Annotated in this window: 11 protein-coding genes; 5 read left to right on the forward strand and 6 right to left on the reverse strand. The window is 71.6% G+C overall.

Features of this window, described 5'->3' with window-relative positions; translation table 11 throughout:
- Positions 1-117: 117 nt before the first annotated feature.
- On the reverse strand, positions 118-1200 hold the full coding sequence (gene chvE / locus AC59HU_RS14785) for a multiple monosaccharide ABC transporter substrate-binding protein (protein ID WP_497224300.1): 1083 nt from the start codon (positions 1198-1200) through the stop codon (positions 118-120).
- A gap of 374 nt (positions 1201-1574) precedes the next feature.
- Entirely contained in the window at positions 1575-2591 is a 1017-nt protein-coding gene (locus tag AC59HU_RS14790) for a LacI family DNA-binding transcriptional regulator (protein ID WP_497224181.1), read from the reverse strand.
- Positions 2592-2777: 186 nt separating this feature from the next.
- Between AC59HU_RS14790 and AC59HU_RS14795 the strand changes: the two genes are divergently transcribed.
- From AC59HU_RS14795 to AC59HU_RS14815, 5 genes are all read left to right on the forward strand, one after another.
- Positions 2778-3905, forward strand: coding sequence for a LacI family DNA-binding transcriptional regulator (locus AC59HU_RS14795; protein ID WP_497224182.1), 1128 nt, complete (start codon positions 2778-2780; stop codon positions 3903-3905).
- Positions 3906-4073: 168 nt separating this feature from the next.
- Entirely contained in the window at positions 4074-5792 is a 1719-nt protein-coding gene (locus tag AC59HU_RS14800) for a xylulokinase (RefSeq protein WP_497224183.1), read from the forward strand.
- Positions 5789-6526 carry an L-ribulose-5-phosphate 4-epimerase gene (locus AC59HU_RS14805; protein WP_497224184.1) on the forward strand — a complete coding sequence of 246 codons (738 nt, stop codon included), beginning with the start codon at positions 5789-5791 and terminating at the stop codon, positions 6524-6526. Before AC59HU_RS14800 ends, AC59HU_RS14805 begins: the two co-directional genes overlap by 4 nt.
- The gene (gene araA, locus AC59HU_RS14810; protein ID WP_497224185.1) at positions 6523-8046 is read left to right on the forward strand and encodes an L-arabinose isomerase; all 1524 of its coding nucleotides are present in this window, start codon (positions 6523-6525) and stop codon (positions 8044-8046) included. Before AC59HU_RS14805 ends, araA begins: the two co-directional genes overlap by 4 nt.
- Positions 8047-8982, forward strand: a complete 936-nt coding sequence (locus AC59HU_RS14815) for an aldose 1-epimerase family protein (RefSeq protein WP_497224186.1) — start codon at positions 8047-8049, stop codon at positions 8980-8982.
- Between the two features lie 39 nt (positions 8983-9021).
- Here AC59HU_RS14815 and AC59HU_RS14820 read toward each other — a convergent pair whose 3' ends face one another.
- The 4 genes from AC59HU_RS14820 to AC59HU_RS14835 form a co-directional block, all read right to left on the reverse strand.
- Complete coding sequence (locus AC59HU_RS14820; protein ID WP_497224187.1) at positions 9022-10035, reverse strand: zinc-dependent alcohol dehydrogenase family protein; 1014 nt, start codon at positions 10033-10035, stop codon at positions 9022-9024.
- Between the two features lie 14 nt (positions 10036-10049).
- Positions 10050-11012, reverse strand: coding sequence for a phosphotriesterase family protein (locus tag AC59HU_RS14825; RefSeq protein WP_497224188.1), 963 nt, complete (start codon positions 11010-11012; stop codon positions 10050-10052).
- Positions 11009-12502: a xylulokinase gene (gene xylB, locus AC59HU_RS14830; protein ID WP_497224189.1), complete on the reverse strand. Its 1494-nt coding sequence runs from the start codon at positions 12500-12502 to the stop codon at positions 11009-11011. The genes AC59HU_RS14825 and xylB overlap by 4 nt, the downstream gene beginning before the upstream one ends.
- Before the next feature lie 98 nt (positions 12503-12600).
- The gene (locus AC59HU_RS14835) at positions 12601-13335 is read right to left on the reverse strand and encodes an SDR family NAD(P)-dependent oxidoreductase (protein ID WP_497224190.1); all 735 of its coding nucleotides are present in this window, start codon (positions 13333-13335) and stop codon (positions 12601-12603) included.
- Positions 13336-13388: the final 53 nt, after the last annotated feature.

Genomic DNA, 13388 nt, shown 5'->3' on the forward strand with positions numbered 1-13388 from the left:
AGTGGATGGACGGGGTTCGCGGTGCGGCCGGTCGGACCTGGTCACCGCGGAAGGTCTGCCCGGTCGACCGAGAGGCGACCGGGCAGACCCGTCTTCAGATCCGCGTGGGTGTGCGGATCAGCCGTTCACCTGAGCGTCGGTGTAGTAGCCACCGTCGACCAGGACCTTCTGGATGTCGGCCTTGGTGACCACGACCGGCTGCAGCAGGTACGAGGGCACGACCTTCTTTCCGTTGTCGTAGGTGTCGGTGTCGTTGGTCTCCGGGGTGCCGCCGGTCAGCAGCGCGGTGGCCATCTCGACGGCGACCTTGGCCAGCTCACGGGTGTCCTTGTAGATGGTCGAGTACTGCTCGCCGGCCTCGATGGCCTTGACGGAGTCGAGCTCGGCATCCTGACCGGTGATGATCGGGATGTCGGCCGTGGTGTAGCCGGCCGAGGTCAGCGCCGAGATGATGCCGCGCGAGATGCCGTCGTAGGGCGAGAGCACGCCGTTGACCTTCGAGCCGTCCGAGTAGGTCGAGGTGAGGATGTTCTCCATGCGGGCCTGGGCGGTCGCCGGGTCCCAGCGCAGCGTCGCGACGGTGTTGAAGTCGGTCTGACCGCTCTTGACGACCAGCGTGCCGTCGGCGATGTAGGGCTTCAGGGTGTCCATCGCGCCGTTGAAGAAGAAGGTGGCGTTGTTGTCGTCGGGGCTTCCGGCGAACAGCTCGATGTTGAACGGGCCCTTCGTGCCGGTCTTCGCGCCGCTCGCGTCGACGACACCGAGGCCGGTCAGCAGCGAGGTCGCCTGCTCGACGCCCACCTTGTAGTTGTCGAAGGTGGCGTAGTAGTCGACGTTGTCGGAGTCGCGGATCAGGCGGTCGTAGGCGATGACCGGGATGTCGTTGTCCTTGGCGTTCTGCAGCGTGTTCGTCAGCGTCGTGCCGTCGATGGAGGCGATGATCAGGGCCTTGGCGCCCTTGGTGATCATGTTCTCGATCTGCGAGACCTGGGTGGGGATGTCGTCCTCGGCGTACTCGAGGTCGACGGTGTACCCGGCGTCCTCGAGCTGCTTCTTGATGTTGTCACCGTCGGCGATCCACCGCTCGGAGGACTTGGTCGGCATCGCGACGCCGATCAGGCTGCCGTCGCCGCCGCTGCTGGAGCCGCTGTCGCCCGAGGTGCTCGAGCCGCCCGCGCAACCGGCGAGCGAGACGACCATGGCCCCGGCGGCCAGGATCGAGAGTGCGATTTTCTTCTTCACGGTGTGTCCTTTTCTGTGTGAGATGACTTCGTTGTCTGCAGGTGGTGCGGTGAGGGAGTAGGACGCTGTCGCGCGGTGGCGTGCGGAATCGGGGACGCCCGTGAGCGCCGGTTCGGCATCAGTCGCGGTCGTGCCGGGCTCGCGCCGCGGGTGCCGTGCTGAGAACGGCTCCTGATGCGGCTGAGGTGGACACGCGGCAAACTCCTTCGTTTGGTTCGAGCTGAATGTGAACGGTCACATCGACTTGGGCAATGGTGCCTCACGTTCCCGAAAAATGTCAACCCGACTTTTCCGGGCGGGCCGGATCGGCATCGGATCGTCACCGAATCGGGTCAGAACGGTGGCGGAGCGGTGCTCCCGCGCACCACGAGATCGGGCACCAGGCTCACCTCCGGGCGGTCGTCGTCCGCGAGCCGGCCGAGCAGCAGGGCGACCGCGCGCCGCCCGAGTTCGGGGAAGTCCTGCCGCACCGTGGTCAGGGGTGGCCAGAAGTGCGCTGCCTCCGGGATGTCGTCGAACCCGGCGATGCTCACATCCCGCGGCACGTCTAGGCCCGCCTCACGGACGGCGTGGATGAAGCCCAGCGCCATCTGGTCGTTGGCCGAGAAGATCGCCGTGAAGTCCCGCACCCTCAGCAGCTCGCGCCCCGCGTGGTAGCCGAAGTCGGCGCTCCAGTCCCCCAGGATCGGCGCGGTCGCCGGCAGGTCGCGATCGCTCATCTCGGTCAGGAAGCCGTGCATCCTGGCCTCCGCCTCGATCCAGTCCTGGGGTCCGGCGAGATGATGGATGTGGCGGTGCCCGAGATCGATCAGGTGACGCGTGGCCAATCGCGCCCCGGTCACCTGGTCGACCGACAGGGTGTTGCGCGAGGCCCCCGTGCTCTGCAGCGTGACGAACGGAACCGAGAGGTTCAGCTCGTCGAAGGTCTCGAAGACCCGCACCTGAGGCGCGATGACGACCAGGCCCTCGACGGCCTGGTCGAGCAGGTGGCCGAGCGCCTGCCCGATCGACTCGGCGTCGGTGGCCTCGAGGTTGACGGTGTTGACGAAGTAGCCCTCGGCGCGGGCGGCCTGCTCGATCGCCAGGATGCTCGAGGCGGGCCCGTAGTGCGCCGCCTGGTAGGCCAGGACCCCGATCGTGCGGGAGCGGCTCGTGACGAGCACCCGGGCGGCCCGGTTCGGCCGGTACTGCAGGTCGTCCATCACCCGCTGGACACGGGCCTTCGTCTCGACCCGGATGCTGGGGTGGTTGTTGAGCACGCGGGACACGGTCTGGTGGGAGACCCCCGCGAGGCGGGCGACGTCGCGGATGCTCGGCGCCCGGGTCGCCCGGGTGTCGTCTTCCGCCATCTGCCCGCTCCACTCCCGCCGTGCGGCGGGGCACCGCCCGCACCTTCGCGTGACGAGCGCGGACCAGTCATGTGCACGGTCACATCGCGTTCGTGAGTCGATTATGTCGCCCGTCGGCGGCGAGCGCGAATGCGAGTCCGCGGGGTGGTGCTGACGGGTGGGGCCCCGTCCCCCGATAATCGTCAGATGAGTGCAGACCCCGTTCCCCCGGCCCCCGCTCGCCGTCAGCGCCCGGCCAACGTAATGGATGTGGCCCGCGCGGCCGGCGTCTCGCACCAGACCGTCTCCCGAGTGCTGAACGACCACCCCAGCCTCCGGCCCAGCACCCGCCAGCGCGTACTCGACGCGATCGCCGAGCTCGACTACCGACCGAACGCCGCCGCGCGCGCCCTGTCGTCGAACCGGTCGCGGATGATCGGCATCCTCTCCACGGCCGCCGCGGGCGAGTACGGCCCGGCCTCCAGCGTCGCCGCCGTCGAGTCGGCCGCCCGGGCCCGGGGCTACAGCGTCACGATCGCGAACGCCGACGGGCTGTCGCTCGCGTCGATCGACGAGGCCGTCGACCATCTCGCCGCGCTCTCGGCCGAGGGCCTGGTCGTCGTCGCACCGCAGGTCAGCGTGCTCGAGATCCTCTCCAAGCGCTCGTTCGGCATCCCGTGGGTGACCCTTCAGGCCGACGACGACCCGGATGCGGCGCACGGCGGCGTGGGCTCGGTCGCGCCGGCTGGCGACGACCGTTCGCTGGACCAGGTGGTCGGCGCGCGGCTCGCGACCGTGCACCTGGCCGAGCTCGGGCACCGGAGGATCGGGCACATCGCCGGCCCCGCCGACTCGATCGAGGCCTCCCAGCGTGTCCGCGGCTTCCGCGAAGAGCTGATCTCCCGGGGCCTGGAGGCCGACCTGGTGGCCAGCGGCGACTGGAGCGCCGCATCCGGGTACCGCGCGGGCCGCGAGCTGATCGCGCAGGGGGTGACCGCGATCTTCGCCGGCAACGACCAGATGGCGCTCGGCGCCCTCGCGGCCGCGGCGGAGGCGGGGCTCGAGCCGCCCGCCGACCTCAGCGTCGTCGGCTTCGACGACGTGCCCGAGGCGGCGTTCTACCGCCCGGCGCTCACCACGGTGCGTCAGGACTTCGCCGAGGCGGGCCGGCGCGCCGTCGCCCTGCTGCTCGGCGAGAGCGAGGTGGCGCCGTCGGTCAAGCCGGTGCTGATCGTGCGGGAGTCGGCGACCCCGGTCGGCGCCTCCCGGCGCCGGGCTGCCGACTCGGCGGATTCTGGCGACGCGGCGAGTGAGGGCGCACCGACCGCCCACTGACGGCCCGGGCGTGAGTGCCCCGACCGGCCGCTGACGCCCCGCGGGTGGGCGCATCGACCGACCGCTGACGCGGACCCGTCGGATGACAGACGGCCCCGGCTTGTCGTACACTTCCGTTGTGATCGATCATGTGATCGCTCACATGTCGAGCCGAAGGAGTCCCGTCCGATGAGCGAGCCTGCCGTCCCCCTGGGTTCGCTCCTCGCCGAACCGGCCAGGAGCGGCCCGGCCTGGACGATCCTCGAGGAGCGCACCGCCCTCGGCATCGAGTTCGGCTCGACCCGCATCAAGGCGTGCCTGATCGGCCCCGACGGCGAGGTGCTCGCCGTCGGCAGCCACGACTGGGAGAACGAGTTCGTCGACCGTCTCTGGACCTACTCGCTCGAGGACGTGTGGAGCGGGGTGCAAGCCGCGCACGCCGCGCTGGTCGCCGACGCCGAGACGCGCTACGGCGTGCGCCCGACCGGCTACGGCTCGATCGGCATCTCGGCGATGATGCACGGCTACCTCGCCTTCGACGCCGACGACCGGCTGCTGGTGCCCTTCCGCACCTGGCGCAACACCACGACCGGGGCCGCCTCGACCCAGCTCGGCGCCCTGTTCGGCGTGACGATCCCGCTGCGCTGGTCGATCGCCCACCTGCAGCAGGCCGTGCTCGACCACGAGGAGCACGTCCCGCGCATCCGTCACCTGACCACCCTCGCCGGGTACGTGCACGAGCGGCTCACCGGCCGCCGCGTGCTCGGCGTGGGCGACGCCTCGGGCATGTTCCCGATCGACGCCGCGACCGGGGGCTTCGACGCCGCGATGATCGCGGCGTACGACCGGCTCGTGGCCGAGGACGCCCCCGGCCTCCGGCTCGCCGAGCTGCTGCCCGAGGTGCTCGTCGCGGGCGAGCCGGCCGGTGAGCTGACCGCCGACGGCGCGCTCCTGCTCGACCCCTCCGGCCTGCTCCGACCCGGCGCGCTGTTCTGCCCGCCCGAGGGCGACGCCGGCACCGGCATGGTCGCGACCTGCTCGGTCGCCCCGCGCACCGGCAACGTCAGCGCCGGGACAAGCATCTTCGCGATGGTCGTGCTCGAGCATCCGCTCTCCCGCCCGCACGACGAGATCGACGTGGTGACCACGCCCGCGGGCGACCCGGTCGCGATGGTGCACTGCAACAACGGCGCGAGCGAGCTCGCCGCGTGGGCCGGGCTGTTCGTGCGCTTCGCCGAGGCGGGGCGAGCGGATGCGGGTGGTGGGCGGGCCGCGACCGATCCCGACGCCGTCTTCGACATCCTGTTCCGCGAGGCGCTCGCGGGCGATCCGGATGCGGGCGGCCTGCTCGCCTACAACCAGCTCTCCGGCGAGCCGATCGCCGGGCTCGACGAGGGCCGGCCCCTGGTGGTGCGCACCCCGGACAGCCGCTTCACCCTCGCCAACTTCATGCGCGCCCAGCTCTACGGCGTCTTCGGCACCCTCGCACTCGGCATGCGGGTGCTCGACTCGGAGGGGGTCGCCCTCGACCGGATGTTCGCCCACGGCGGCCTGTTCCGCACCGCGGGCGTCGCCCAGCGCTTCCTCGCCGGAGCGATCGGCGCTCCGGTCGCCGTGACCCGCACCGCGTCGGAGGGGGGCGCCTGGGGCATGGCCGTGCTCGCGGCCTTCACCGCGGCCAAGGCCGAGGCGGCGGGCGCGAGCGGTGCGGCGGGCGCCACGACCTCCGAGACCACCCTCGACCGCTACCTGCACGAGACGGTCTTCGCCCGCTCCGACTCGAGCGTCGTCGACCCCGACCCGGCCGACGTGGCCGGGTTCGCCGCCTACCTCGACCGTTACCGCGACGGGCTCGCCGCCGAGCGCGCCGCCGTCCTGGCCCTCCCCCTGGAAGGAGCATCCGCATGACCGACCCCACCACGGAGCCCACCGCCGACGCCCTGTCGCCCGAGCTCCGCGACGCGATCGCCCGCACCCGCGAGCAGGTCGCGACCCTGCACGCCGAGCTCGTCCGGTACGGGCTCGTGGTCTGGACCGGAGGCAACGTCTCCGGGCGCGTGCCCGGCGCCGACCTGTTCGTGATCAAGCCCTCCGGCGTGATGTACGACCAGCTGCGGGCCGACAACATGATCCTCTGCACCCTCGACGGGCAGGTCGTCGAGGGCACCCCCGGCTCCGAGCGCTCGCCCTCGAGCGACACGGCCGCACACGCCTACGTCTACCGCAACATGCCCGAGGTCGGCGGAGTGGTGCACACCCACTCCCCCTACGCCGTGGCCTGGGCCGCGTTCGGCGAGCCGATCCCCTGCGTCACGACCGCGATGGCCGACGAGTTCGGCGGCGACATCCCGATCGGCCCCTTCGCGATCATCGGCGACGACTCCATCGGCCGCGGGATCGTCGAGACCCTGGCCGGCCACCGCTCGCGGGCGGTGCTGATGAAGAACCACGGCCCGTTCACGATCGGCCGCGACGCGCGCGACGCCGTGAAGGCGGCCGTCATGGTCGAGGACGTCGCCCGCACGGTGCACTTCTCGCGTCAGCTCGGCACGCCGACCCCGATCGACCCGGCGGCGATCGACTCCCTCTTCAACCGCTATCAGAACGTCTACGGACAAGAGCCGACAGGATCCCTCAATTGAGCACGCTCAGCACCGACCTCAGCCCCTACGAGATCTGGTTCTTCACCGGAAGCCAGAACCTCTACGGCGAGGAAACCCTCCGCCAGGTCGCGGAGCAGTCGCAGGTCATCGCCTCGACCATCGACTCCGCCGGCGTCGTCCCGGTGCGGATCGTCTGGAAGCCGGTGCTGAAGGACAGCGAGTCGATCCGTCGCGCCGCCCTCGACGCCAACGCCGACGACCGCGTCATCGGCGTGATCGCCTGGATGCACACCTTCAGCCCCGCCAAGATGTGGATCGCCGGCCTGGACGCGCTCGCCAAGCCGCTGCTGCACCTGCACACCCAGGCGAACGTCGAGCTGCCCTACGCCGACATCGACTTCGACTTCATGAACCTGAACCAGGCGGCGCACGGCGACCGCGAGTTCGGCTACATCCAGACCCGGCTCGGCGTCGCCCGCAAGACGGTCGTCGGCCACGCCACCAACCCGCTGGTGCAGAAGCAGATCGCCGACTGGTCGCGTGCGGCCGCCGGCTGGCAGGCCACCAAGACCCTCAAGCTCGCCCGCTTCGGCGACAACATGCGCTACGTCGCCGTCACGGAGGGCGACAAGACCGAGGCCGAGCTGCGCTTCGGCGTGCAGGTGAACACCTGGGGCGTGAACGAGCTCGCCGAGGCCGTGGCCCGGTTCGAGGAGGACACCGCCGCCGTCGACGCCCTCGTGGCCGAGTACGAGGAGCAGTACGACGTCGTGCCGGAGCTCCGCCGCGGCGGCGAGCGCCACCAGTCGCTGCGTGACGGGGCCGCGATCGAGCTCGGGCTCCGCTCCTTCCTCGAGGAGGGCGGCTTCGGCGCCTTCACGACCAGCTTCGAAGACCTCGGTGCCCTGAAGCAGCTCCCCGGGCTCGCCGTGCAGCGGCTGATGGCCGAGGGCTACGGCTTCGGCGCCGAGGGCGACTGGAAGACGGCGATCCTGGTGCGGGCCGCCAACGTGATGGGCTCGGGCCTGCCCGGCGGCGCCTCGCTCATGGAGGACTACACCTACGACCTGGTCGAGGGTGCGGAGACGATCCTCGGCGCCCACATGCTCGAGGTGAGCCCGTCGCTCACGACCTCACGCCCCACCCTCGAGATCCACGAGCTCGGCATCGGCGGCAAGGACGACCCGGTGCGCCTGGTCTTCACCGCCGACCCCGGCCCCGCCGTCGTCGTCGCGCTGAGCGACATGCGCGACCGGTTCCGTCTGGTCGCGAACGTGGTCGAGGTCGTCGAGCCCCGCGCCCCGCTGCCGAACCTCCCGGTCGGCCGGGCCGTCTGGCGCCCCGAGCCCTCGTTCGCGGTCTCGGCCGCGGCCTGGCTCACGGCCGGCGCCGCCCACCACACGGTGATGTCCACGGCCGTCGGCATCGACGTCTTCGAGGACTTCGCGGCCATCGCGAAGACCGAACTGCTGCGCATCGACGCCGACACCACCCTCCGCGCCTTCCAGAACGAGGTGCGCTGGAACCAGGCCTACTACCGGCTCGCGCAGGGGCTCTGAGTGGGCCGGCCGCTCTCCGGCGACCAGCTCGACCTGGTCGCCGGAGGCTACCGGGCCACGGTCGCGACCGTCGGCGCCACGCTCCGACGGCTCAGCCACGACGGGCGCGACCTGGTGCAGCACTTCGGGGCCGACGAACTGCGCCCGTACTACCGCGGTGCGGTGCTGGTGCCCTGGCCGAACCGGGTGGTCGACGGCCGCTACCGCTTCGCAGGCGCCGAGCACCGGCTGGCGCTGACCGAGCCGGCGCGCGGGCACGCGTTGCACGGCCTGGCGAGCTGGCTCGACTTCGGGGTCGTCGAGACCGCTCCGGATGCGGTGACGCTCCGCACCGGCATCCCCGCGCAGGCCGGGTACCCGTTCCCGCTCGAGGTCTCCGTCGCCTACCGGCTGAGTGCCGAGGGGCTCACGACCGAGGTGCGCACGACGAACGTCGGCGACCTGCCCGCCCCGTACGGAGTCGGGCCGCATCCGTATCTCATCGGCGGCGCGGGCCGCGTCGACGAGTGGACCCTGCGGCTGCCCGCCCGGATCGTGGTCGACATCGTCGGCGAGCGCCTGCTGCCCGGGCGCACCCGGAGCGTGGCCGACGGTGACGGCGCCCTCGACTTCCGGGCGCCGCGCCCCGTCGGCACGACCTTCATCGACCACGCCTTCGGCGGTCTCGAACCGGATGCGGACGGCACCACGACGGTCACCGTCACCGACCGGGCCGGCTCCGGCGCCGGCATCCGCTGGCCCGAGGGGATGCCCTGGGTGCAGGTGCACACCGCGGACCTGCCCGAGGACGAGGCGGCCGGTCGCCGCGGCCTCGCCGTCGAGCCGATGACCTGCCCGCCGGACGCCTTCAACTCGGGCGAGGACCTGATCGTGCTGGAGCCGGGGGCGACGGCCGCGCGGTCGTGGACGGTCTTCGCGATCCCGGCCGCGGGCTGAGGCCGGGGGTCTCGGGCTCGAGCTCCGGCTACGGCTCCGTTACGGACGGATGACGGCCTTGATGCACGAGCTGTCGGCGACGGCGGCCAGCGCGTCGGCGTAGTGCTCGAGGTCGAAGCGGTGCGTGATCATGCCGTCGGTGTCGATCCTGCCGCTGCGGAGCGCCGCCAGCGCGCGGTCGAACGAGAACTGCTGGGCGAACGAGCCCTTGATCGTCAGCTCGCGCCGGAAGACCTCGTACGGCAGGATCGGCAGCTCGGCCTTCTCTCCGGTCATCCCGTAGACGAAGACCGTGCCGCCGGTGCGGGTCAGTGCGATCGCGTGCTCGAGCACGGGGATGGCGCCGGTCGCGTCGATCACGACGTCGAAGCCGACCCCGCCGGTGAGCGCGAGCAGTTCGCCGGAGGCATCCGCACCGCGCTCGATCGGCACCGTACGGTCGGCGCCGTGGGCGGCGGCCAGGTCGAGCTTGGCCAGGGTGGGGGCGGCCACCGTCACCGATCCCGCTCCGGAGCTCCGCAGCATCTGGGCGAGCAGCAGGCCGGTCGGTCCGGCGCCGAACAGCAGCACCTCGGCCCCGGGCGTGAGCGCGAGCACATCGAGACCGTGCACCACGCAGGCGGTGGGCTCGGCGAAGACCGCGACCTCAGGATCGAGGTCGTTCACCACGAAGCACCGGTCGGCGGAGGCGAGCACGAACTCGGCGAACCCGCCCGGCGCGTTGACCCCTTGGGCGATGAGCCGGCGGCAGAACGCCGGGCGCGCGCGACGGCACTCGTCGCAGTGACCGCAGGCGGCGGTGTTGTCGAAGGTGACCCGGTCGCCGGGCTGGGGGCTCGTGACCAGGGCTCCGCGCCCGACGACCTCGCCCACGATCTCGTGGCCCGGGGTGAGCGGGTAGGTGGGGCCGAACTCGCCGTCGTGCAGGTGGAGGTCGGTGCCGCACACCCCGGCGACGATCACGCGGATCAGCACCTCGAAGGGTCCGGGGGTGGGGACCGGGATCTCGGCGAGAGCGAAGCGACCGGGCTCGTCGTAGACGATGGCTTTCATGGGGGCCTTTCGGGTCAGGCGGGCATGGCGAGCAGGCGGGCGCCGTTCACGACGGTGACGAGCCGGTAGTCGGCGGGATCGAGTCGGTCACGGACCCGGGGCAGGAAACGCTCGGGCAGATAGGCCAGTCCGGGCATCCCGTCGTAGGCGCGGTAGCGGCTGCGCCGGGCGACGTCGCCGCCGAGCAGGAGCCGGGATGCGCCGCCCGCCTCCACGACCTCCACGAGGCACTCGAGGATGGCGGAGTCCGGGGCCTCGCGATGCCGGGCCATCCCGTCGTAACCGAGGTAGGCCCCTCGCGCGGCGAGGTCGGCGTGCAGCCCGGGGTCGAGGTTGCGGTCGGCGTGGGCGAGCACGACCCGTTCGGGTGCGACGCCCTCGCGCTCGAGCCGGTCGAGCACCTCGTGGGTCGCCGAACCGAGGTCGAGGTGCACCATGACGGCGCATCCGGTTGCCGTGGACGTCGCGGCCGCGGCCTCGAGCACGCGCGACTCGAAGTCGCCGATCGCCCAGTAGCGGATGCCGGCCTTGACGATACCGGCGCGGATGGGGGTGCCCTCCGGTGCGGTCGCCGCGGCGCCGCCCTCGAGCCGGAAGCCGGTGCGCACGTCGTCGGTGAACCGGCGGGTGAGCTCCGCGACCGAGAGGTCGAGCAGCGGATGACCAGGGCCGTAATGACCGCCGTGATGCGCCCCCGTGGTGTGCACCACGGCCAGCCCGGTCTCGGCGCTGATGCGCGCCGTCGCCTCGACGTCGCGGCCGAGCCCGGTGGGGGTCGCGTCGATCATCGCCTGCACGCCGGCCTCGGCCAGCGAGCGGGCCTCGCGGCCGGAGAGCACCTCGTCGTCGAGCTCGTCTCCCGCCAGCAGCGGGGAGACCTGGAACAGGTGCTCGTGGTAGTCGAGCACGCCGAGCCCGGCGGGGTCGATGTCGCCGAGAACGGTTCGGATGACCGCGGGGTCGGGCTCGCGCCTCACCGCGCCAGCCCGTCGAACCACGGCTCGAGCCGTCGGTAGGCGTCGAGGAAGGTCCCGTACTCGCGGCCGTAGCGGGCGTGCTGATCGGGGTGGGGGCGGCGCTCCTCGGTGCGGGTCGAGAAGCGCAGGGCGACGTCGAAGTCGTCGAAGATCCCGGTGCCGACACCGCCCACGACGGCGGCCCCGATGGCGTTGGCCTCGTCGACCAGGTCGCGGGCGCTGACCGGCACCCCCCAGACGTCGGCGAAGATGTCCAGCAGCAGTCCGGAGTTCGCGGCGCCCCCGATCGCGTCGATCGAATCGATGGTCGTGCCGTTCTCGACGAAGGCGCGGAGCCCCGTGTAGAGGTTGAACGCGACGCCCTCGAGAACGGAACGGGTGAGCTCGCCCCGGCCGTGGTGCATCAGCAGGCCCACGAAGGCCGCGCGGGCCGCCGGGTTCCAGTACGGCGAGCGCTCGCCGAGTAGGTGCGGAAGGAAGAACAGGCCGTCCTCCGCCGCGCGTGCCGAGGCGGCGGCCCCGAGGAGCTCCTCGTACCGGTCGTCGCGGTCCGGTGCGAGCAGGGAGGTCACCCAGGAGAGGGCGGCCCCGCCGGTCTGCATCGTGGCCGTCGGCACGAACCACCCGGGGATGACGTGATTGAAGGTCATCGTGCGCATCAGGGGGTCGTGCAGCGGGGCGTCCGCGCTCACCGAGACCCAGGAGGACGAGCCGAGATAGGCGTAGGCGCCGGAGGAGGCGTCGATGATGCCGGCACCGAGGGCGGCCATCGGTCCGTCGCCGCCGCCGATCACGACGGGCGTGCCCTCGGCCAGGCCCGTCTCGCGGGCGGCCTCGGCCGTGACCGTTCCGATGACCGTGGTCGACTCGACGATCTCGGGGAAGAGACCGCGATCCAGACCTGCTGCCGCGATCAACTCCTCGGACCAGCCCTTCGCGGCCTGGTCGTAGGCGTTGGTGCTCGAGGCGTCGGAGGGGTCGGTCACCCGCATCCCCGTGAGTCGGTACGCCAGGTAGTCCTTCGCCTGCAGCACCGTGTCGATGCGCGCGAAGGCCTCGGGCTCGTTGTCACGGAGCCACATCACCTTCGAGAGCGAGTAGGTCGGGTTGAGCCGGTGGCCCGTGATCGCATAGGCGCGTTCCATGCCGACGCGTTCGATCAGCGTGTCGCACTGGGCGCCCGAGCGGGTGTCGGCCCAGATGATCGCGGGGCGCACGATCTCGCCCGAGGCATCCACGGGCACCACCCCCATCATCTGGCCCGAGAAGGAGACCGCGTCGATCTGGGCGCTGGTGACCCCGCCCTTCGCGAGCAGCTCGCGATTGGCTGCGGCCATCGCGTCCCACCAGTCGTGGGGATCCTGCTGCGCCCGGCCACCTGGGCCGAAGTCGGCGCCGTAGCCCACCGAGACCGCCGCGATGAGACGGGCGTCGTTCGAGACGAGAGTCGCCTTGTTGCCGGTCGTGCCGAGGTCGTGCGAGATGATCACGGGATTGTCCTCCGAGGGGTCGAGCGGGGTGGAGCGAGTGAGGGCTGTCGGGCGGATGCGGCGGGCGTGGCTGGGCGCGGCCGCAGGCCGGTCGCCGGTCAGCGCAGCGAGTAGCCGCCGTCCATCAGCAGTTCGGCGCCGATGTAGTAGCGCGCGTCGTCGCTGAGCAGGAAGGCGACCGAGGCGGCGACCTCCTCGGGGGTGGCGAAGCGGTCCACCACGATGTCCCGCTTCCAGGTGTCGTGCATGTGCGCCTTGAGGTGGTTCAGCGGGGTATCGACGTACCCGGGCGAGAGCGCGTTGACCCGCACCCCCGCGGCTCCCCACTCGACGGCGACCGACTTGGTGAAGGCGGTGACCGCGGCCTTGGAGGTGTTGTAGGCCGTCTGCTTCTGCGGGAAGTTGACGACCGCGTTGCCGGACATCGAGGCGATGTTGACGATCGCGCCTCCGCCGCGGGCGATGAGTTCCCGGCCGAAGGCCTGGCAGGTGAGGAAGACGCCGCGGAGGTTGACGCCGAGCACCGCATCGAACTGCTCGACCGGCATGTCGACGACGGCGACGTCGTCCTCCACGATCCCGGCGCTGGTGACGAGGTCGACCGGTCGGGGGTCGTCGGCGTAGAGCGTCGCCACGACGGCCGAGACGGATTCGGGCGACGCGAGATCCAGCTCGAAGCCGCGGACCCCCTCGGGCAGCGTGTCGAGGCCGGCACGATCGAGGGCGTAGACCTCCGCTCCCTCGGCGACCAGACGGCGGGCGATCGCCTGCCCGATCCCTCCGGCACCACCCGTCACTGCCACCCGGCGGCCGGTGAAACGTGTCGTATCCACTCTGATCTTCTCCCTGAGTCTCCATTGAGTCCGCGAGCATCGCGAGGCATCGC

This window comes from Herbiconiux sp. 320_LB, assembly GCF_059691755.1.